This is a genomic window from Pseudoflavonifractor intestinihominis (genome assembly GCF_040096055.1).
GTDB lineage: Bacteria > Bacillota > Clostridia > Oscillospirales > Oscillospiraceae > Pseudoflavonifractor > Pseudoflavonifractor intestinihominis.
Genome location: NZ_JBBMFK010000034.1, coordinates 18,125 through 38,825 on the forward strand (window position 1 = coordinate 18,125; position 20,701 = coordinate 38,825).

Below are 20,701 nucleotides of genomic sequence, written 5' to 3' on the forward strand. Positions count from 1 at the left end.
TTTCCTTTCTCACTTGGCCGGCTCCGCCGCGCCCCACTGTTCCCGGCGCATGCGGTCCGCCTTTTTCTCCTGCATCTCGCTCTGGCGGCGCTGGAACTCCTCCTCGTCCAGCAGGGTCAGCGCCCCGGTGGGGCACACCTTCACGCAGGCGGGCAGCAGCCCCGCCCGCTGCCGCTCGATGCAGGCGTCGCACTTTCTCATCTTCCCGTCGGGGCCGAAGGAGGGGATGCCGTAGGGGCAGGCCATGGCGCAGGAGTGGCAGCCGATGCAGTAGGTGTTGTTGTACAGGGTAAAGCCGGTGTCCGGGTCCTTGTACAGGCAGCCGCTGGGGCAGCCCATGACGCAGGGCGCGTCGGCACAGTGCATGCAGGACACCGAGTAGAACTTCAGCTTCCCGGTCTTGCTCTCCTGGGTGAAGGTGTACCGGAAGGGCTGCTCCCCCGCCTCCACCGCCACGTCGTTCTGGTCCATGCAGGCCAGGGCGCAGGCGCCGCAGGCGGAGCACTTCTCCGGGTCAAAAAACAGATAGCGTTTCAACGCCGCTCCTCCTTTCTCACCGCGCAGCGGGTGGACCGGTAGGCCGGGAACCCGGAGTAGGGGTCCAGGTGGTCGGCGTCCATCAGGCTGTTGGCGTCCGCCTCCGAGTAGCCGTGGAACAGGTTCACCAGGCCCTGGGGCACGGTCAGTGTGGGGTGTACCTTCACCGTCACCGCCCCCCGGGCGGTCTCGATGCGGATCCAGTCCCCCTCGTCCACCCCCAGCCGGGCACAGTCGGCCCGATTCAGGTCGGCGGTGGGCTCCCGGCGGAGGCTCCGGTTGGCGGGTACCTTGTGGAGCCGGGAGTGGATGGCGTTGGGGATGCGGCTGCCCGAGGTGAGCACAAAGGGGTACTTCTCCGGGTCCGCCCCGTCCAGGGGGTCCCGGTAGGTGGGCAGGGCGTCCAGCCCCCACTCCGGGTGGCCGGCGATGACCATGCTCTTGAGCTCAAACTTCCCCGTGGGGGTGTTCAGCCCCCGCTCCAGGGCCTCATAGTCCCGGTGGGGCTTGATCCGGGCGATGGGCACCGGCAGCTTCACCTGCCGCAGCTGGTCCACGGTGACGCCGTAGTCGTCCAGGATGTACTTCTGGACAAAGGCATCATAGCCCGCTTTCAGCATCTCGTCGGGCAGGTCCATGCGGTTGGCCAGCTCGGTGAGGATGGTCACGTCGCTCTTGGACTGGCCCAGGGGCTGGATGGCCGGGCTGGTGTACCAGGCCAGGCCGCCGGGGTAGGGCTTGAACTCCCCCCGCTCGAAGCTGGAACAGGCGGGGAGCACCAGATCGGCGTACTTGGCCGAGTCGGTGAGGAACAGGTCGGTGTCCACGTAGAAGTCCAGGGCCTCCAGGGCCTGGAACATGTGCCCCGAGTCGGGGAACATCCGGGCGTTCAGGCCCAGGGCGAACAGGGCCTTCACCGGGTAGGGCTCCCCCTCCAGGATCTGCCGGGGCAGGTCCATGGCCTGCATCTCCCCCTCCAGGTAATCCCACAGGGGGAAGCGCCCGGCGCCGATGGGCGGCTTGCAGTTCTTGGGTTTGGTCTCGTAGAGGTACTCCTCCTCCCGGGTGGGGAAGCCGCAGGCCACGTGCATATAGGTGTGGGGGGTCAGCAGCTGGCCGCCGGCCCGGTCGAAGTTGCCGGTGATGGCCAGCAGGGCGGTGACCGCCCGGTAGTTCTGCAATCCGTTGCGGTGGTGGCACAGGGGCGCGGAGGACTCGTTGAAGCTCATCCGGGGATTTTCATGGATCAGCGCGGCGGCGGCCTCCACCTGCCCAAAGGGCACGCCGGTGATGGACTCGATGTTGTCCCGGTTGAACTGGCGGACGTATTCGGCGTACTCCTCAAAGCCGTGGACATACTTGCGGATATAGGGCATGTCGATCCAGCCCTTTGTGATCAGCACGTTGGCGATGGCGTGGGCCAGGGCGCCGTCGGTGCCTGTCCGGGGCTGGAGGAACAGGTCCGCCAGCTTTTCGCTGGCCGGGGTCCGCCGGGTGTCCACGATCAGGAACTTCAGCCCCTTCTCCTTCAGCTCCATGGCCTTTTTTGCCCCCATATAGGCCGAGTAGAAGGGGTTGAAGGCCCAGCCCAGGAACAGGTCGCTGTTGGCCATGTCCGCGTCGGCCTGGTCCCCCGCCGCCAGCTTCCAGGCCATAAAGGCCGCCGTGTAGCAGGCGCTGGACTCGCAGCCGTAGTTGGGGCTGCCGAAGGCGTAGGCAAACCGCCGGAGCATCTGCCGGTACCACTTGGAGTAGCCCGAGTAGAAGGCCACGCTCTCCGGCCCGTACTGCTCCTTGGCCTGGTTCAGCCGCCGGCCGATCTCCTCGTAGGCCTCATCCCAGCTGATGGGCTCAAACTCCCCGGAGCCCCGGGGGCCCGTCCGCCGGAGGGGCGTCATGATCCGGTCCTTCCGGTAGATGTACTGCCGGTTGGCCAGGCCCTTGGGGCACAGCCGCCCGTCGTTCACCGGGTGGCCGTCCATGCCCTCGATCTTGATCACGGTCCCGTCCTTCACATATGCGCTGACACCGCAGTGCATCCCCGGGGAGCAGATGTCGCACATGGTGGGCCTGATCTCAATGCCCGTGTCCTTCCCCGGGATCTTGCTGCGGATCTTTCGCTCCAGTTCCGTCATATTCCCGCCTCCAAAGTGTCAATCATGCGCTCCGGCACGCCGTACCGCACCAGCTGCCCCCGCTGCTCCGGGGAAAAGCGGCAGGGCTGGCCCCGCAGCACCTTGATGAGCTGGGCCTTGATGATGCCCGACACACCGTAGTTGTCCAGAATGTTGAACCCCACCGGCTTCCCGTCCCGGTACACCGCCTGGAGGTAGAAGCCCCCCTCCGGCGAGCGGTAGGTCCTGACCTCTCCGGTCAGCCGGTTGTCCCCCAGGCCGATGAAGTCCATGTCCAGGAAATGGGTGATGTTGTGCAGGATGTTCCCGTCGGTCTCGTCGGTGACACCGGCCATGTTCCGACCGGCGATGCGGCCCTGAACCCCCGCGTTGGCCCACAGACCGATGATCTGCTTGCCGCCGGACTGGAGGTTGTCCCCCTGGCAGCAGTCCCCCGCCGCGTAGATCCCCGGGGCGGACGTGCGCATCCGGCCGTCCACCAGGATACCCCGGTCCACGGCGATCTCCGCCCGGTCCACAAAGGAGCAGGCCGCCCGGGTGCCGATGTTCAGCACCAGCAGCTCGGTCTCCAGGGTACTGCCGTCGGCCAGGGTCACGGTATAGCGGGGATTGCCCCGGCTGTCCGTGTCCTCCTCCGCCTGGGTGATGGCCTGGCCCAGGGCCAGCCCGATCCCCATGGCCCGCAGCCGGTCCTCGATCATCCCGGACACCTCCGGGTAGGCCGCCAGGGCGAAGATATGGGGCGCCATGTCCGCCAGGGTCACATGGCACCCCCGGTTGTGCAGCAGCTCGGCCACCTTGATGCCCACCATGGAGGCCCCCACGATCACCGCGTCGCGGAACGCTCTCCCCTCCACGGCCCTGCGCAGCTTCTCCGCGTCCTCCACCGTGCGCATGCAGAACACGTTTTTGATGCCGCCGAAGCTGGGGGGCACAAAGGCCGTAGCCCCCGCGGCGATCAGGATCTGGTCGTACTCCTTCCGGCGTCCAGACGCCGTCTCGATCCGTCGGTCCCCGGCCGCCACCCGCGTCACCCGGTCGCCGGTAAAGATCTGGGCGTTATACCGCTTCTCGATCTCCTCCAGGGTACCGAAGGGAAACAGCCCGCTGTAGGGCAGCCGCCCCGACGCGTAGTAGGTGGTCAGCATGGGGTTGTAGGGCGGCAGCTCCGTCTCGCTGTAGATGTCGATCTCCGCGCCGCTGTCCGTCTCCCGGATGGCCTGCAGTGCGTGGCAGCCGGCACATCCCAGCCCGACAATTCCGATCCGCTTTTCAGACAAGGTGTCCCGCTCCTTTCTCCACATTTTTCTTGTATCGAATTATAACAAGTTGACTGCCGTTGTGCAAGCGCTTTTTTCATTCTTTCCGTCCCGGGGCCAACTTCGTGCAGTTGGCCGAAAATCCGTGATTATTTTTGTATATATTGCAAAATTTTCAGTATTTCCCGATGTAATATGCACTCAATCCGTTTAAAAAGAAGCACCTTCCGGAAAAAATCTTTGGATTTTCCCGGGAGGTGTTGACCTTTTTTATGCGCTGTCGTATTATTCTATATAATAAGTTAAGTGCAGCTGATCGCAGTCTTCCGCTGCCAGATGAAAGGAGATCTTCCCCATGAAAAAGAGCATCATCGCCACCGAAAAAGCCCCCGCCGCCATCGGCCCCTACTCTCAGGCCGTGTGTGTCAACGGCATTGTGGCCACCTCCGGCCAGCTCCCTATTGACCCCGCCACCGGCAAGCTGGTGGAGGGCGGCATCCAGGAGCAGACCCGCCAGTGCTTCCGCAACCTGGCCGCCATCCTGGAGGAGGCCGAGCTCTCCTTTGACAACGTAATCAAGTCCACCGTGTACCTGGCCGACATCCGGGACTTTGCCACCATGAACGAGATCTACGCCCAGAACATCACCTCCGACTACCCCGCCCGCAGTGCCTTCCAGGTGGCCGCCCTGCCTATGGGCGCCCTGGTGGAGATCGAGGTCCTCTGCGCCCGGGGCGAGATCCCCACCGCCGACATGCTGGGCGCCCCCGCCTGCGGCTGCGGCTGCTGATGTCCGCGCCGTCCCGGGGGCCCGCCATCGGGGGCCTCATCCTGGCCGGAGGACAGAACCGGCGCATGGGCGGCCGGCCCAAGGCCGCCCTGCGGGACAGCGCCGGCGTCCGCTTCCTGGACCGCATCGCCTCCGCCCTTCTGGCCTGCCGCAGCGACGGGCTGCTGGCCGTGTCCTGCGACGTGCCCCTGGTCACGCCGGAGCTCTTTTCCTTTCTGCTGTCCTTTCGGGACAGAGGCTGGCCGGCCTGGGCTGTGGAGGACCGCACCGGCCGCCTCCACCCCCTCTGCGGCGTGTACATGAAGGACTGCCTCCCCCTGCTGCTGTCCCAGCTGGAACAGGGCTGCCGCAGGGTCACCCAGTTCTTTTACAGCGCCGGCGGACAGGTGGTCTCCCTGGCGGATACTTCCATCCCGGATACAGCCCTCTCCAACATCAACACGCCGGAGGACTGGAACAGGCTTTCCTCTTCCGGCAACATATAGCACCGTGTCCCCAGACAAGATTACAGATAAAACGCAGACAGGCGGCAGGCACGAAAGTGCCTGCCGCCTGTCTGCGTTTGGTATTTGCGGATGCGATCCGCCCTGAGCGGGCAGTGTCCGTTTACACAGCCGCCTGGACGAGCCGGGTCAGAAGCGTCGCGATCTCAGCCCGGGTGGCGGTCCCCTGAGGATCGCTCAGGCCGCCGGGTCTGCCGTTGAGCAGGCCGCACTTGATGCACAGCTCCACGCTGTCGCCAGCCCAGCTGCTGACCGTATCCAGGTCGGTGAAGCTGCTGGTATCCGCAACCTGCTCCAGCTCCAGGCCCGCAGTCTCCATGTAGCGGACCAGGATGGTGCACAGCTGCTCGCGGGTGATGGTGCCGTCGGGATCAAAGCCCGCGCCGGTGCCGGCGACCACGCCGGTCTCGGCCGCCCAGTTCACCGCGTCGGTGTACCAGGTACCGTCAGCCACATCGGCAAAGCCGGAGGAGACAGCCGTCTTCTCGCCGTCAATGCGGTAGAGGACGGTGACCAGCATGGCTCTGGTCATCAGCGCGTCGGGGGCGAAAGCGCCGTTGCCGGTGCCGTTGAAGAACTCGTGAGCGGTGACAAAGTCGATGGCTTCAGCAGCCCAGTAGCCGCTGCCCACGTCGGTGAAGGTCTTGGTGTTGTCGATCAGGCGGTAAGTGCCCTCCACATCGGCCACATAGCTCACCTCACCGTTCTCCACCACCGCGAAGGGCAGGATCTGGGTGGTACCGTCCTTCAGCGTGACCTGCACCACATTGCCGCCGTCAGCCGGGTCCACGATCATGGCATTGACATCCGCTCCGGTGGAGAGGGTGCCAGCGGGAATGGTGACGGAGAGACCGTCGGCGGAGATCACGACAGGCTTGGAGGTGTTCTCTCTGACCAGCTGAGCCTGCTGGGCGCTGGTCAGATCGTTCTTGAGGGTGACGGTGACCTGCTGGGTCCCCACGGAAACCAGGGAATTGTTGGTGGAGACAGTGGGAGGCGTATAGACGGGCTCCTCCTCCACCGCAACGTTGTAACCCAGGCTCCAGCCGGAGGGCGCGGGCATCACGCCGCCGGCCTCGCTCTCACTCTCGCTCTTGACAAAGTTGGCCACCATCTGGGTGACAAGGCCCTGCTCGTCGCCCAGGGCCGCCTGGGAGGACCACAGTGCGTTGGCGATGATCTCAGCCTTCTCCTCCGTGCTGGAGGCGTCCTTGCCCATGGCCTTGACAAAGGGGTCCTGGCCGATGACGTAGTTGTTGACGCCCACGATCAGGGTCTGGCTGTCGGTGATGGGCTCGCCGGTGGAGGAGAGCTTCAGGTTCACCACCCGCTCTCCCTCGGGCTTGGCCAGGTCATACTGGAAGTCCAGGCCGTAGAACAGGGCGGTGACAAAGTTGCTCTGCACCTTGTAGGTGATGTCCTCGCCGTCCACCTGGGCGGAGTAGAAGGCGGCCACGCCCTCCAGCCACGCCTTCAGCTGGGCGCCGGTCATCTCAACGGCGTACAGATAGTTGTCGTACCGGTACATCCGGTAGATGTCCTTCAGGGAGATGGGGCCGGCGGACACGGTGTAGCGGTTGGACACGATGTCGGTGGTGGCAGCCGCGTCCATGGCGACGCCGTTCTGGCGGGCGGTCCAGATCTGGGACCGGTTGACCAGGTCGATGGTGTCGTTGTGGCCCAGACGGAAGCTGCTGTTGCCGTCCCAGGTGCCGATGGCGGTGCCGTACTGGGAGTTCACATAGTTCTCCGCCGCGGTGGCCGCGGGCTGGATGAGGGTCTTCAGCTCAGCGTCGTTCTCCAGCTTGCTCAGGCTCTGGTTGCCCAGGTCCTCCACCGAGGTGGTAAAGGCGCCGCTCTCGGCGTCGTAGGACACGGACACCACTGCCCGGGCCAGAGAGCCGCCGCCGCCGTTGATGACGGGGATCTGGTTGCCGTTCTTGTCGGGGGTAGTCCTGGTGCGGTAGGACTGGTGGTCGTGACCGGCGATGACCAGGTCGATGCCGGTGTTGCCGGCCACCATGCGGGCAATCTGGTTCTCAGTGTTGGTGCCGATGACCAGATCGCCTTCGGTGTTGCCGCTGCCCACGCCGGAGTGGTAGGCCACGATGACGAAGTCGCAGCCCTCGCCGCCCTCAGCCTCGGGCTTGCGCAGCTGGGTGACATACTTCTCCGCCTCAAGGGCCATGTCGCGGGTGGGGTTGCCGGGAGGCGTCAGGGTCACGCCGCCGGTGCCGTCGTCGCCCACGCCGAAGTTGGCGGGCACGTCGAACTGGTCACAGTCGGTGTTCTCAAAGCCGATGATGCCCACCTTGAACTCCTGGCCGTCCACCTGGAAGGTCTTGGTGGTGTAGGGCGTGAAGGCGTTCTGGCCGGCGTTGTCGCCGTCGCGCCAGTACAGGTTGGCGGCCAGCACGCTGACACTGGTGCCGTTCTCGTCGTCCTCGGCCTCCAGCTGGCCGTACATGGACTGCATGACCTCCCAGGAGTAGTTGAACTCATGGTTGCCCAGGACAAAGGCGTCGTAGCCGATGTTCCGCAGCGCCAGAACCATGGGGTTGTTCTCCCCGTTCTGGGAGAGGATGTTGTAGGTGGACAGGGTGGTGCCCTGGAACAGGTCGCCATTGTCGATGAGAATGGTGTTCTCATAGTCCGCCCGGATGTCGTCCACGGCGGTGGCCACCTTCAGCAGGCTGTTGTTCACGCTGGAGTCGGTGAGCACGTCGGTGTCCCACACCTTGCCGTGCACGTCGGTGGTGGACATGACCATGATCTCGGTGGGGGTGACGCTGTCAGGATTGGCGCCCGCATGGATGGTCCAGTGGGTCTCGGCCCCCGGAGCAATGGTGCCGCCGTCCTGGCACATGGCCTTGATGTACTCGCCCACGATCAGGGGGATGGAGCCGCCCACAGCGCCGAACTCAGCGTCCACGGTGCCGTCCCAGATGGCCTTGGTCATGTCGATGCCGGTGGCGGCGTACCAGCCGTACTCATCCGCATCGGCGTTGGCGGCCAGACGGTAGCTGGACAGGCCCACGATAAACTTGTCGTCGTCCTTCACGGGCGTGCCGTCGGGCCAGGTCATGTTGACCACCCGGCTGCCCTGGTCCTCACCCAGGTAGACCTCGTAGTTGATGCCATAGACGATATCCGTGCCGTACCCGCCGCCGGAGATGGTGTCGCCGCTGACTTTGTAGTCCCCGGTGCAGTGCTCCAGCCAGTCCTTGAGCTGCTTTCCGGTCATCTCAATGGCATAGAGCAGGTTGTTGTCGTATCTGTAGATGGAGTAGCAGTCCTTCAGGCTGATGGTGGCGGTGTCGGCGCCCTCTCCAAACAGGCCGGCCACGGTGAAGCCGTTGCTGGCCACAGGGCTGGTGATGGAGATGATGGTCTCATCCTTGTACTTGTCCGCATCAGCGCTCCGGGCAAGGCCCTGCTCCACCGCCCAGATCTGGGCCTTGTGAATCAGGTCGGTGATGTCGCCCTGGACGGAGTAGAGCGTCTTGCCGCTCACCGTATCCCACTGGCCGGTGAGGGTGCCGATGGGCTCGTTGACAAACTCCACCGCCGCGTCGTAAGTGGGCTTGATCTGGGCGCTCAGGCCCTCGTCGTTGACCAGGGAGTTGTCGCCCAGATTGATGAGGGAGCTGTCGCCGAAGGAATAGGTTCCGTCGCTGTTGAGGGTGATGACCGTCTTGGTCAGCCGGCTGGTGCCGCCGTTGACGCAGGGGACGCTCTCACCGTTCTTATTGTGCAGGGTGCTGGTGCCCACAGAGTGGTTGTGGCCGGCGATGACCATGTCGATGCCGTCGGTGTTGGCCACAAAGTAGGCCACCTGGCTCTCCACATTGAAGTTGTCGGCAGAGCCCTCGCCGCTGTGGGCAGCCACGATGACGATGTCGCAGCCCGCCTCTTCCAGCTCGGCCTTCCACTTGTTCTCCCACTCCCAGGCATAGGAGTGCTCCGTGTTGCCGTCGCTCCAGAACTGCATGCCCTCGTAGTGGGAGGCCACGTCCCAGTTGGGCACGTTCATGTTCTCAAAGCCCAGGACGGCGATTTTGAAGGTCTTCTCTCCCACCTGGAACTCCTTGATCACATAGGGGACGTAGGGGTCGGCCACCTCGCCGGTCTCGGTGTCCAGCAGATTGGCGCACACGGCGGTCACCGGCCTCATCAGAGTCCCCGGCGGGAGCCGCCAGCATGTCGTAGAAGTTCTTCTGCACCGACATGGTGTAGTTGAACTCGTGGTTGCCGGGGACAAACACATCGTACCCGCAGTAGCGCAGGCAGAGGGCCACCGGGTTGTTCTCGCCGCCCTCCACGTTTACATTGTAGCTGGTGATGGTGGTGCCCTGAATGGCGTCGCCATTGTCGATCAGAATGGTGCCGTCCATGGCCGCCCGCTCGCTCGCCATGGCCGTTGCCACCTTCAGATAACTGTTGTTGAAGGTGCCGCCCACAGGGTTCTCACTATATACCTTGCCGTGCATGTCCGTAGTGGAGTACACACCGATTGTCTTAGACTCGACCTCAGTATCTGCCGCATAGGCTGCGCCGGGAATAAAGCTAAAGCACAGCGCCAGCGCCAGAACCACCGCCAACAGACGGTTGTGTTCCTTTTTCACAGCTTTCATCCTTCCTTTTCTCTCGTGTGGAAATATAGAACTACTTCTGTCAAAAAAGCTTACCTATCCATTCCTTCGTCTCTCCCGCCTGTCTGCCCCCCTTTTTGTGAATTTTTTATCGTTTTCACCGCCTTTCTTCTCTGTCATGCTATTATTTCATTATAGTTACAAATCGGACATCTGTCTCGGACAAATGTCCGATTATTTGTTATTTTTGGACAATTATTCATATTTTAGCTTCACATTTTCTTCAAATTATATATTAATTATGGGCCTGGCCGGCGGGGTAGGACGGCAGGGGATGGCGGGCATAGTACTCCTGGGCGTAGCGAACCAGTTGGACAGGCATATCCTCCTGGCCGCAGTAGAGAGGCACGCAGCCGTAGAGATACCCCTCACAGGGCAAAATCAGCCTGCGGATGCTCACATCCGGGTTGGTCACCCGCAGGGCCATGGCGGAGTTGAGGGTGGCCACTCCCACATTCTCGGTCATGGTGTTGATCAGGTCCAGGTTGTGGCCGGAGGCCAGGGAGATCCGGGGGTGGATCTGGGTCAGGACGCAGCAGTAGTCGAAAAACTGCCGCATGGCGTTCTCCGGCGAACCGGTGATCAGATCCTCCCCCGCCAGGGACCGGAACTCCAGAGGACCGGACTCCGCCGCCAGAGGGTGGGTGCTGTGCATGGCGGCGTACATGTGGTCGGTGGTGATCCGGCTGGCGCGGAACAGATTTTCGGGAAATGGGTTGATGAGAAAGGCCACATCCAGCCGGTTGTGGAGCAGCTTGTGGATGCACTGCTCCTTGGACCACTCCTGGATCTCCACCTGTACCTCCGGGTGGAGCTGCTGGTATTCCATCAGGTAGTCCGCCCCACCGCCGCTGGAGATTCCATAGGCAAAGCCGATGCGCAGCTGCCGCCGCTCCCCCTCCCGGGTCCCCAGAGCCTGCTGGGACGCCCGGTAGAGCTCCAGGATCTGGCGGTAATAGGGATAGAGCCGGTGGGCTGCCTCGGTGGGCTGGGCTCCCATGCGGCTGCGGTCAAAGAGTACCTGCCCCACTTCCCCCTCCAGAGCCCGGATCTGGCGGCTGAGCCCCTGCTGGGTGATGAACAGGACCCAGCTGGCCCGGGAAAAGCTTTTGGCCTCATAGAGGGCCAGAAAAGCCTCGATTACCTTCATTTGCATCCCTTTGTCCCCCCTGCTCTGTGTGCCGCGTTCTCTTCTTAATATACAACGTTTTATTGTGTGCTTCAACGACAAGTTGTTTCTTTACGGTCCTCCGGGCAGCTGATACAATCTATGCGGATAATTTCACAATCTCAGCCAGGACCGAGGAACAGCCCGGCCCTGTACGCCACATCAGGCAGGCTGCGGCCCGTCCGGCACCGGGCGGACTGCGCACCGCCGGATACAGGAGGTTTTCATGGATAAACAGAGTGTCAAGCACTATGACGTGGTGGTTATCGGCGCCGGCAACGGCGGCCTCACCGCCGCCATCCGGGTGCTCCAGGGCGGGTATTCCTGCCTGCTGCTGGAGAAGCACAATCTGCCCGGCGGCTTCGCCACCAGTTTCAAGCGGGGCCGCTTTGAGTTTGAGGCCAGCCTCCACGAGCTCAACGATTTCGGCTCCCCCCAGGCCCCCGGCGACATCCGCACCCTGTTCCGGGATCTGGGCGTGGAGGACAAGATCGACTGGATCCGCATCCCCGAGGCCTACCACCTCATCACCACCGACAAGCAGTACGACTGCGAGATGCCCTTCGGCGTGGAGGCCTTCATCAACAAGATGGAGCAGTATGTCCCCGGCTCCCGCAAGTCCATGACCGACTTCTTTGACCTGTGCAATGAGGTGCGGGACGCCCAGACCTACTCCAACTCGGTCAACGGCAACACCGACTCCGACTATATGAAGTCCCACTTCCCCAACTTCATCAAGGCGGGCAGCTACTCGGTCAACCAGGTGCTGGAGTCCCTGAAGATGCCTCAGAAGGCCCGGGATATCCTCAACGCCTACTGGTGCTACCTGGGCGTGGACTGCGACCGCATGAGCTTCCTGCACTACGGCTCCATGGTCATCCGTTACATCACCCGGGACGCCTGGATGCCTAAGATGCGCTCCCACGAGATCAGCCTGGCCATGGACCAGCGCATCCGGGAGCTGGGAGGCCATATCTGGTACCACTCGGAGGCCCAGACCATTCTCACCGACGACAACAACGCCATCCGGGGCGTCCGCCTCACCGACGGCACCGAGATTGCCACCCGCCATGTCATCGCCAACTGCTCCCCCCATCTGGTGTTCGGCAAGATGCTGGAGAAGAAGTCGGTCACCGAGCAGATGGTCCGGGCTACCAACGCCCGCACCTTTGCCGGCCGGGGTTTCAGCCTGTTCCTGGGTCTGAACAAGTCGGCGGAGGAGCTGGGCATCAAGAGCCACAACTACTTTATCTACGACACCGCCGACACGGTCAGGCAGTACGACCTGATGCGGAAGGTGGACACCAACCACGTCCAGGCCACCGTCTGCCTCAACAACGCCTACCCCGCCTGTTCCCCCGAGGGCACCTGCATGATGTACTTCACCACCCTGATCATGTCGGACGACTGGGGCAACGTGTCCGAGACCGACTACTTCAAGGCCAAGGACAGGGTGGCCGACGATATGATCCGGGTCTTTGAGCGGGAGACCGGCTGCAAGATCCGGGACGCCATTGAGGAGATCGCAGTGGCCTCCCCTACCACCTACGCCCGGTACTGCGGCCATCCCCAGGGCGTTATCTACGGCTACGAGACCGCGGACTGGGACAGCCTCATGCCCCGCATGATGATGCTGAAGGAGGACGCCGCCCTCTCCCCCGGCCTCCGGTTCGCCGGCGGCTACGCCATGCGCTCCAGCGGCTATTCCAGCGCCTACGTCTCCGGCGACCTGTCCGGCCGCCAGACGGTGGGCGATCTCAAGCGGGAGGGGAAGTAACATGAAATTCAAGCGACAGATCTTCGGCTTTATGGATATGCTCCGGTTCACCAAGCTGGTGCCCAACCGGCGGGAGGCCCTGGCCAACGGCCCGGACACCCCCCTGCCCACCTCCTACCGCACCAACCAGCTGGCCAAGGCCCTCCACCCCGGCGAGATGGCGGTGGAAGTGACCGCCGTGCGGCCCCTCACCCCCGGCATGACCGAGCTCACCTTCAAACGGGTGGACGCCACCGCCTTCCCCTTTTTCCGTGCGGGACAGTATGTGTCCCTCCGGGGCCAGGTGGGCGGCAGCCTGGTCAGCCGCCCCTACTCCATCGCCTCCAGTCCCCGGGAGGCCCTGGAGAACAAGCTGGTGCTGGGCGTGGAGAACGCCGGGTTCTTCTCCGGCTTTCTGAACAATCAGGTGTCCGTGGGGGACCGGTTCACCATGACCGAGCCCTCCGGCGAGTTCCACTATGAGACCCTGCGGGACAAGAAGCGCATCGTCTGCGTGGCCGGCGGCACGGGCATCACCCCCTTCCTCTCCATGGCCAAGAGCATGGCCGAGGGGGACGAGGACTATGAGATGACCCTGTTCTACGGCGCCCGGGACGAGGCCCGCATCGCCTACAAGCAGGAGCTGGACGCCCTGGCCGCCAAGGGCCTGCGGGTGATCTACGTCCTCAGCGACGAGGACAAACCCGGCTACGAACACGGCTTTGTGTCCGCCGCCCTGATGGAGAAGTATGTGGACATCCGGGACGTGACCTTCTTCCTCTGCGGCCCCAAGGCCATGTACGACTTTGTGCTCAAGGAGCTGGCCCCCTACGGCCTGCCGGTGAAGGCCATCCGCAAGGACGCCACCTTCTGCGGCGACCGGGCGGTGGACAACCCACGCACCTTCCGCCTCACCGTCCACATCCGGGATGAGGCCTATACCGTGGACGCCAGGGAGAACGAGACCCTGCTCACCGCCATGGAGCGGGCGGGCATCCCCGCCCCCAACAAGTGCCGGGCCGGCGGCTGCGGCTACTGCCACAGCAAGTGGCTGAGCGGCCAGTTCCTGGTGGCCGAGGGCCGGGATGGACGCCGGGAGGCCGACCGGAAGTTCGGCTTCATCCACCCCTGTGTCACCTACCCCCTCAGCGACATGGAGATCGACGTGCCTCCGGCGGAGTGAGTCCGTCCCGCTCTGAACAACAAAAATCCCTTCCCCATAGCCATGGGGAAGGGATTTTTATGTTTTTTACTTGAGCACGTTCTCGCAGAACCGCATGAGGAGCGCGGCGGCCTGGGAGCGGGTGGCGGAACCGGAGGGCAGCAGAGCCCCGGCGTCGGTGCCGGTGAGCAGGCCCTTGGCCGCCGCCCAGCCCACGGCCTCCACCGCGTATTCGCCGATGCCGGCGGCGTCGGTGTAAGCGGACAGGTCGGCAGCGGCGGACACGTCCTTGCCCAGGCTGCGGGCGTAGCGGTAGAGAATGACCGCCATCTGCTCCCGGGTGATGGTGTCCTCAGGGCCGAAGCGGCCGTCCCCGTAGCCGGTGACGATGCCGTTGGCGTTGGCCCAGTTCACCGCGTCGGCGTACCAGGCGCCGGCGGCCACATCGGCAAAACCGGCCGCGGCGGTGGCGGCGGGGCTGCCCGCCAGACGGTAGAGATTGGTGACGATCATGCCGCGGGTGGTGGTCAGGTCGGGGGCGAAGAGGCCGTCGCCGGTGCCGCCCATGAGGCCCTTCTCGTAGACATAGGCCACGCTGTCATAGTACCAGCTGCCGGACACCACATCGGTGAAGGGCAGGCCGGCGGGGGCCTCGCCGCCCCGGAAGGAGGCGGTGACGGTCACAGCGGAGGCGGGCATGGTGAAGGTGTACCGGCCGTCCCCTCTGTCCCGCAGGTCCAGGGCCTTGCCGGAGGCGTCCACGGCGGTCAGGCTCTCCAGCCGGTAGCCCTCCTGGGGCTGCACGGTCAGGGTGACGCTCATGCCGATGGGGGCGCGGCTGGGGCTGACGCCCACCTTGCCGCCGGCGGCGGCGTTGACGGTGACGGGCCAGGTGGTGACCACATCGCCGGTGACGCCGTTCTCATCCACAGTGGGATAGGTGGTCTCCCCCAGGCCGCTGTCCAGGGTCTTCATGTCAGAGGCCTTGACCACGGTGAAGGGGGTATCGGCGGTGGAGATCACGCCCAGGGTCAGGGCCCCGTCCGCCGTCAGGGCGCCGGACTTGGCGGTGACATAGACGGTCACGTTGGCGCCGTCCTGCTTGAAGGTGGTGTACACGCCGGGGATGTCGCTCACGCTGCTGTCTGCGGCAAAGGCGTACACCGTGCTGTCCTCGGACAGCGCAAAGGTCACCTGCAGGCTCTGGCAGCCGTCGGGCAGGCCGGTGAAGCCCACCTCCTGGCTGGTGGCCTCCTTGTCGGAGGAGACCACCAGCCGGGGGCCGCCGGAGGCGGCGGAGGCGGGGACTGCCAGCAGGGAAACTGCCATGGCCAGGGCCAGCAGCAGGGACAAAACGGAAGTCTTGCGCACGATTTTTTTATCCTCCCTCGTTATCCGGCATTGCCGGTCAGTACAATCTCGGGCAGCTCCACCGGGTGCTCATCGTCGCCGCCGTCGGGGAAGCTGATCCACAGGGTCTGGCTGGTGACGCGCTTGCTGTCGGCGCTGTTGGGGTCGTCGGTGCGGTAGAACACGGCGCGGATCTCAATGGGATACCGGTCGGTGACGCCGGAGGCGCTGTTGAGCTCCTCCTCCTTCTCCATGTCGGGCACGAAGATGAAGAAGCCGTCGCTGGTGTCGCTGACCGCGCCGTCGGCGGGGATCTCGGCCAGCAGGTACAGCTCGCCGTTCATGGCCCGCTCCACGCTGGTCACGTCGCCCGCCTCGGGGGTGGTGTTGTACCGGGCCTGGATCTCCACGTAGTTGTACACGGGGTCGCCCCGGTAGGTGCCCAGGATCACCAGGGTGCCGGCGGGGATGTCGCCGTAGGCGTTCTTCAGGATGCCCACGGTGGCGCCCTCGTAGAAGTCCACCCGGTCGCCGGGATAGTCCAGCAGCTCCACGGCAGCGCCCTCGGGCACGCCGGTGACGGTCAGGGACACCACGGAGTAGGTCCAGATGCGGGTGTCGTCGGGCTGGGCGCCGGGCTTGGTGAAGTAGGCCACCAGCTCGGAGCCGGTCAGGGTGCCGGTCTTGACGGTGACGCTCTTCTCCTCGGTCCGCTCCTGGTCGTCGGTCACCCGCACCGTGGCGGTGACGGTGTACTCGCCGCTCATCTCGCTCTCATTGGTGACCTTGATGCCGGTGACGTTCACGGCGGCGGCGTTCTTCATGGTAAAGGTGAGGGTGCCCTCGCCCTGCTCCACCTGGTACAGGTCGGCGCTGATGGTCTTGTCGTATGCCACCAGGACCTCCTCAGCCTGGGCCTCGGCGCCCAGGTTGCCCAGCTTGTCCACAGGCACCACGGAGTAGGTGTAGGTCAGGTTGTTGGCGGCCCCCAGGTCGTCCACATAGGAGGCCTCGGTGGTGAAGGCGATGGCCTTGCCGTTGCGGCGGATCTCATAGCCCAGGATGTTGGCGCTGTCGGTGTGGCTGATGGTCAGGGTCACCTTGGACTCGCTGACAGAGGCGGACACGGTGGCGGCGCCGTCAGCGGCCTGGCCGCTGGCCAGACGGTAGGTGCGGGAGGCGTCGTTCAGGTACCAGATGGCGCGGTCCTCGGCGGTGTAGCCGCCCAGGATGTCCTTCACGCCGTCGCTGAGGATCATGCCCCAGCGGGTGAAGAACTCGGTCAGGTTCCGGTCGGCCACCTTGGAGGCGATGAGGGCCACCCGCTCGTCGTAGGTGTAGCCGCTGCCGTACTCGCCGCTCTTCCACAGCTTGAAGAACTGGTTGAAGAAGGCCAGAGGCTGGTCGGCCCCGTCATAGGCCAGGTGGAGCTGCCAGTACATGCCCAGCTGGACGAACACGTTGTTGGCGGCGCCGGGGCGGCCCTGAGCCACCTTGTCAAAGATCTGGGCCCAGCGGCCGTCCTCGGTGAGGCGGGTGGTCAGGTCCATGGAGCTGCCGTCCCAGGCCTGGAGGGCCAGGGAGTAGATGTTGTTGGTGCACTCGGTCTTGCCCAGCTTGTCCATGTTGTGGCCGATCTCGTGGGCGATGCCCCAGCCGAACAGGCCGTTGGCGTTGCCCTCGCCGGTGGCGGAGGTGGGCTTGCCCTGGACCAGGGCGGCGGTGGAGCCGTACTCCACGCCCACGTGGTTGCCGGCGGCGTACATGAAGGCGCCGGCGAACATGCGCATGTAGCGGATGTTCTGGCGGGTGGTCATGGGATAGGTGTAGCCGGTCAGGGCGGTATTGGCGTCAATGATTCCCTGGACCTTGTTGGCGATGAAGAGCTCCTCCTCCCAGGCCAGGATGTTCTGGTACATGGCGTTCACCATGGCGTCCCTGTCCCGGTTCACGCCCTTGAGCCCGGCCAGGGCCTGGTCGGCGGGGATGGAGAGGAGCACGCTGGGGGTGGAGATCTCGGTGGCGTTGCGGATGTCGGTGGTCAGGCCGCTGGCGGACAGGCCGTCCACCCAGGCGGTCAGGGCGTCCACATAGGCGCCGATGGCCTCCTTGCGGGCGTCCTCGCCCAGGGCGTACCAGTTGGACAGCTCCAGCACGGGCATCTCCCAGGCGTTGGTCAGCACCCGGACCTGGAACTTGATCTGCTCGGGATTGCTGCCGGCATAGGTCAGGTACAGGGGGCCGCCCCGGGTGGCGCTCAGGCTGCCGATCTTCTCAATGGTGATGTAGTTGCGGCCGTTCTTCAGGGCCACGGGGGTGCCCTTCCACACGCCGGACTCGCCGTAGAACTGGGTGGGCACCACGTAGACGGTGGCGTCGTCGGGCAGGTCGGCGTAGATGGCCACGGTGGCCCCGGCGGCGGCGGTGATGCCCAGGGGCTGGAGGTCGCTGGCAGTCTGGCCGGCGGCCTTGTCGGCGGCGGCGGCGGTGCTGCGGCTCTGGAAGTCGTTTTTCACCAGGCCCAGGGCGTCGTCCTCCTTGTCCAGCAGGGCCTGGGCCAGGTTCAGCTCGTCGCTGAGCCGGGACAGGTCCATATAGAAGCTGCTCAGGGCGGACAGGCGCTCCCGCAGGGCGGTGATGTCGGCCTGCTCCACATCGCCCCGCAGCTGGGTGAAGGCGCCGTCGGTGAACAGGGCGGAGATGTCGTCGGCCAGGGTGTCGCTGTCATAGAAGGCGATCTCGGAGATGCTCACACGGGGGCCGCCGGTCTTCTCGCCCATGCCCAGGGTCACGCTCTTGACCCCCTTGGTCTCGGGGAAGGAGAAGATATAGTAGTTGCTGCCGGTGATGTTGGCGCCGTCACGGTAGTAGGTGGCCAGAGTCTGGCCGTCCTCACCCTTCAGGGTGATGGTGTAGTTGCCGATGCGGTTCTTGTAGGCGGCGTCCAGGTAGGGCACCAGCAGCAGGTAGTTCATGTCGTGGGTGCTGGCAAAGGTGTAGGTGATGTTGCTGTTGTCCCACCAGGTGGCCGCCACCCAGTAGGTGTTGGGGTCGTTGTCGGTCAGGTCGGTCTTCACGTTGAAGTTGGGGCACAGGTCCTTGTTCACGTTGCTGGGGGTGGCCATGACAATGGAGGTGATCTCCCCGTTGTCAATCCGGTTGGTCTCGGGCAGGGCGGGCATCTCAAAGCCCTCCTTGTCCGGCGTGCCCAGAGCCACGGCGGACATGGGGCCGGTGCCGTGGAGGTTGCCCGCCTTCACAGCCACCTCGTACTCGGTGCCGTTGGTCAGGCCGGTGATCACCGCGCCCAGAGAGGCGGTGTTGCTCCCCCAGGCCTGGAACTGCTCCGCGCCCTTCACCCGATAGAACACCTGGTAGTAGGTGGCGTCCTTGGTCTTGCCCCAGGACAGGCGCAGGGCGCCGTCGGCGTTCTCCACCACGATGTTGGAGGGGGCGCCGGGCACAGTGGCGGGCAGGGGCATGGCGGAGAGCACCGCGGAGGGGGTTCCGCTCCAGTCGCCGCTGACAGCGGTGACCTGGAAGTAGTAGGTCTTGCTGTTCTCCAGGTCGGAGATCACGATCCGGTTGGTGTTGGCGCCGGCGGTGCGGTCCAGGCGGTCCTTTTCGGTGCCGTAGGCCACGGTGTAGCCGGTCACGTTGGGCAGGGCCTCCCACACCAGGGTGATCTCGCCGTCGCCGGCGGTGGCGGCCACGCCCTTCACCTGGTTGTCCGCCTTGATCTCGTCGGACACGATGTCCTTGAGGAACTCGATCTGGGTGACGGTGGCGAAGGCGGGCTTGTCGCCAGTCTGGCCCTCCACCTTGGACACCTGGATGGTGACCTTCTTCACGGGCACCTTCATGCCCAGGTCAATGGTCACCACGTTCTCGCCGGCGATGCGGCTGGTGGCGTGGGTGCCGGCGGGGGCGGTCACGTCAAAGGACACCGTCTTGGTCTGCTCGCGGCCCTCCTCGTCCAGATACACCACCTCAGCGGTGCCAGCCTGGATGCCGCCGGCAGTGCTGGGGGAGGTGATGGAGATCTCGCTCATCTCAGTGGGCTTGTCCAGGGTGATGGGGATGGACAGCTCCTCGGCCCCCTCGGCAGGGGCCACGGTGACGGTGCTCTCCCCGGTGAACAGGCTCTCCAGGCTGCCGTCGGTGACGGTCAGGCCCTCCTGCTCCACAGTGGCGGACACAATGGCGGCAGTGTCCAGCACCTTGGGCGTGCCGGTGATGTCCACCATCTTGTTGACGTAGGACAGGTCGGTGATGTCCACCACCCCGTCGCCGTTGAGGTCGCAGACGTTCCCGGCGCCGTTCAGGCCCAGCTGGGCATCCATGGCGGTCAGGTCGGCACTGTCCACAGCGCCGCTGCCGTCCAGGTCGCCCAGGGAGAAGGTGCCGTCGTCCGTGGACACGATCACATGCTTGGAGTAGTCCTGAAGGGTGACTTGGGCAGTGCAGGCGGCGTAGCCCGTGCCGGTCAGGGTCAGGGTGTAGTCCTTGCCGGTGTCCTTATCCGCAGGCAGGCCGGTGAGCACCACCTGGTAGCTGCCGATCTGCTCCTCAGTGGTCATGGCCACGCCCTGTGTGTTCTGCTTTTCCACAGAGACCTGGGCGGCGGTGATGCCGCTGCCGGACACCTCCCCGGTCTCAAGGTTGATTATAGCGCTGTTCTGGCTGCCGTCGGTCAGCTGGAGCTTGATGGCCCGCTTGGCCACCTCAGCCGCCGTCTGGGGCAGCGCGAAACGAATGGTCAGAGAAATGGAACCGGTGGTCTGGCTCACCTGACGGAGGGAGTCCTCCTGGGTGGAAATGGCGGCTGCGGACGGCAGCCAAGCGGTGCAGAGAGAGCCCACCATGGCCAGGCTCAGCAGGCCGGAAACGACCCGACGCGTATACTTCAATGCAGTCAACCTTCCTCTCAAAGTTCTTTGGTGACATAGTTGCTCCCAGCCGGGCCCCCGGGCGGCGCGCACGCCCGAACCGGAACGGCGGAGGGGCTTTCCCCCCTCTCTCCGCGCCGTGACCTGACTGGGATTGTGTGGAGATTATACTTGATTACTCCTAGGGTTTCAATGGACATTTGGTTACTTTTTGCTTTTTCATGCTGTATGCATAAAAAATAATTGTAACCATTCTTTTTTAGGGCATTATTCACAACACCCTGGAATTTATCCCTAAATTCGCCAAAAAAGGAGCCGTCCCCCTCGATTTTCGGGGAAAACGGCTCCTTTTTTGTGCTATTTCGCTGTTATTTTACAATTTTGCCCTGGAAAATGATGTGGCGGATGTTCAGCTCCCGGTCCAGCAGCACCACGTTGGCCCACTTGCCGCTCTCCAGGCTGCCGCACCGGCTGTAGATGCCGATGGCCCGGGCCGGGTT

Annotated in this window: 12 protein-coding genes; 4 read left to right on the forward strand and 8 right to left on the reverse strand. The window is 64.3% G+C overall.

From position 1 onward, the window contains the following. Window positions 1-9 precede the first annotated feature (9 nt). The 3 genes from WMO64_RS15375 to WMO64_RS15385 are packed head-to-tail and all read right to left on the reverse strand — an operon-like array spanning window position 10 to window position 3,952. Window positions 10-537 carry a 4Fe-4S dicluster domain-containing protein gene (locus tag WMO64_RS15375; protein ID WP_349232540.1) on the reverse strand — a complete coding sequence of 176 codons (528 nt, stop codon included), beginning with the start codon at window positions 535-537 and terminating at the stop codon, window positions 10-12. Further along, a complete protein-coding gene (locus WMO64_RS15380; protein ID WP_349232541.1) occupies window positions 534-2,672 on the reverse strand; it encodes a molybdopterin-containing oxidoreductase family protein in 2,139 nt (712 codons plus the stop codon). Before WMO64_RS15380 ends, WMO64_RS15375 begins: the two co-directional genes overlap by 4 nt. Beyond that, on the reverse strand, window positions 2,669-3,952 hold the full coding sequence (locus WMO64_RS15385) for an NAD(P)/FAD-dependent oxidoreductase (RefSeq protein WP_294521334.1): 1,284 nt from the start codon (window positions 3,950-3,952) through the stop codon (window positions 2,669-2,671). The genes WMO64_RS15380 and WMO64_RS15385 overlap by 4 nt, the downstream gene beginning before the upstream one ends. A 334-nt stretch (window positions 3,953-4,286) precedes the next feature. Between WMO64_RS15385 and WMO64_RS15390 the strand changes: the two genes are divergently transcribed. Together WMO64_RS15390 and mobA are read left to right on the forward strand one after the other, a co-directional pair. Beyond that, window positions 4,287-4,721 (forward strand): RidA family protein, encoded by a 435-nt coding sequence (locus tag WMO64_RS15390; protein ID WP_349232542.1) that lies wholly within the window; start codon window positions 4,287-4,289, stop codon window positions 4,719-4,721. After that, on the forward strand, window positions 4,721-5,206 hold the full coding sequence (gene mobA / locus WMO64_RS15395; RefSeq protein WP_349232543.1) for a molybdenum cofactor guanylyltransferase: 486 nt from the start codon (window positions 4,721-4,723) through the stop codon (window positions 5,204-5,206). Before WMO64_RS15390 ends, mobA begins: the two co-directional genes overlap by 1 nt. 121 nt (window positions 5,207-5,327) lie before the next feature. On the opposite strand, the gene WMO64_RS15400 is transcribed toward mobA, so the two are convergent. From WMO64_RS15400 to WMO64_RS15410, 3 genes are all read right to left on the reverse strand, one after another. Next, the gene (locus WMO64_RS15400; protein WP_349232549.1) at window positions 5,328-9,257 is read right to left on the reverse strand and encodes a 5'-nucleotidase C-terminal domain-containing protein; all 3,930 of its coding nucleotides are present in this window, start codon (window positions 9,255-9,257) and stop codon (window positions 5,328-5,330) included. A 4-nt stretch (window positions 9,258-9,261) separates the two neighbouring features. Continuing rightward, entirely contained in the window at window positions 9,262-9,849 is a 588-nt protein-coding gene (locus tag WMO64_RS15405) for a metallophosphoesterase family protein (RefSeq protein ID WP_349232544.1), read from the reverse strand. A 262-nt stretch (window positions 9,850-10,111) separates the two neighbouring features. Continuing rightward, a complete protein-coding gene (locus tag WMO64_RS15410; protein ID WP_349232545.1) occupies window positions 10,112-11,032 on the reverse strand; it encodes a LysR family transcriptional regulator in 921 nt (306 codons plus the stop codon). A 238-nt stretch (window positions 11,033-11,270) separates the two neighbouring features. Between WMO64_RS15410 and WMO64_RS15415 the strand changes: the two genes are divergently transcribed. Together WMO64_RS15415 and WMO64_RS15420 are read left to right on the forward strand one after the other, a co-directional pair. Further along, complete coding sequence (locus WMO64_RS15415) at window positions 11,271-12,821, forward strand: phytoene desaturase family protein (protein WP_294521348.1); 1,551 nt, start codon at window positions 11,271-11,273, stop codon at window positions 12,819-12,821. Between the two features lies 1 nt (window position 12,822). Next, window positions 12,823-13,983, forward strand: a complete 1,161-nt coding sequence (locus tag WMO64_RS15420) for an iron-sulfur cluster-binding domain-containing protein (protein ID WP_294521350.1) — start codon at window positions 12,823-12,825, stop codon at window positions 13,981-13,983. Between the two features lie 66 nt (window positions 13,984-14,049). Here WMO64_RS15420 and WMO64_RS15425 read toward each other — a convergent pair whose 3' ends face one another. Both WMO64_RS15425 and WMO64_RS15430 read right to left on the reverse strand, forming a co-directional pair. Next, window positions 14,050-15,333 carry an S-layer homology domain-containing protein gene (locus WMO64_RS15425; RefSeq protein WP_349232546.1) on the reverse strand — a complete coding sequence of 428 codons (1,284 nt, stop codon included), beginning with the start codon at window positions 15,331-15,333 and terminating at the stop codon, window positions 14,050-14,052. 20 nt (window positions 15,334-15,353) lie between these two features. Next, complete coding sequence (locus tag WMO64_RS15430; RefSeq protein ID WP_349232547.1) at window positions 15,354-20,222, reverse strand: M60 family metallopeptidase; 4,869 nt, start codon at window positions 20,220-20,222, stop codon at window positions 15,354-15,356. Between the last annotated feature and the right edge of the window lie 479 nt (window positions 20,223-20,701).

Excerpts from the sequence above, each read along its gene's own strand:
- WMO64_RS15390 (WP_349232542.1), top strand. The coding sequence starts at position 4,287 with ATGAAAAAGAGCATCATCGCCACCGAAAAAGCCCCCGCCGCCATCGGC.
- mobA (WP_349232543.1), top strand. The coding sequence starts at position 4,721 with ATGTCCGCGCCGTCCCGGGGGCCCGCCATCGGGGGCCTCATCCTGGCC.
- WMO64_RS15410 (WP_349232545.1), bottom strand. The coding sequence starts at position 11,032 with ATGCAAATGAAGGTAATCGAGGCTTTTCTGGCCCTCTATGAGGCCAAA.
- WMO64_RS15415 (WP_294521348.1), top strand. The coding sequence starts at position 11,271 with ATGGATAAACAGAGTGTCAAGCACTATGACGTGGTGGTTATCGGCGCC.
- WMO64_RS15420 (WP_294521350.1), top strand. The coding sequence starts at position 12,823 with ATGAAATTCAAGCGACAGATCTTCGGCTTTATGGATATGCTCCGGTTC.
- WMO64_RS15400 (WP_349232549.1), bottom strand. The coding sequence starts at position 9,257 with ATGAACGTGCCCAACTGGGACGTGGCCTCCCACTACGAGGGCATGCAG.
- WMO64_RS15380 (WP_349232541.1), bottom strand. The coding sequence starts at position 2,672 with ATGACGGAACTGGAGCGAAAGATCCGCAGCAAGATCCCGGGGAAGGAC.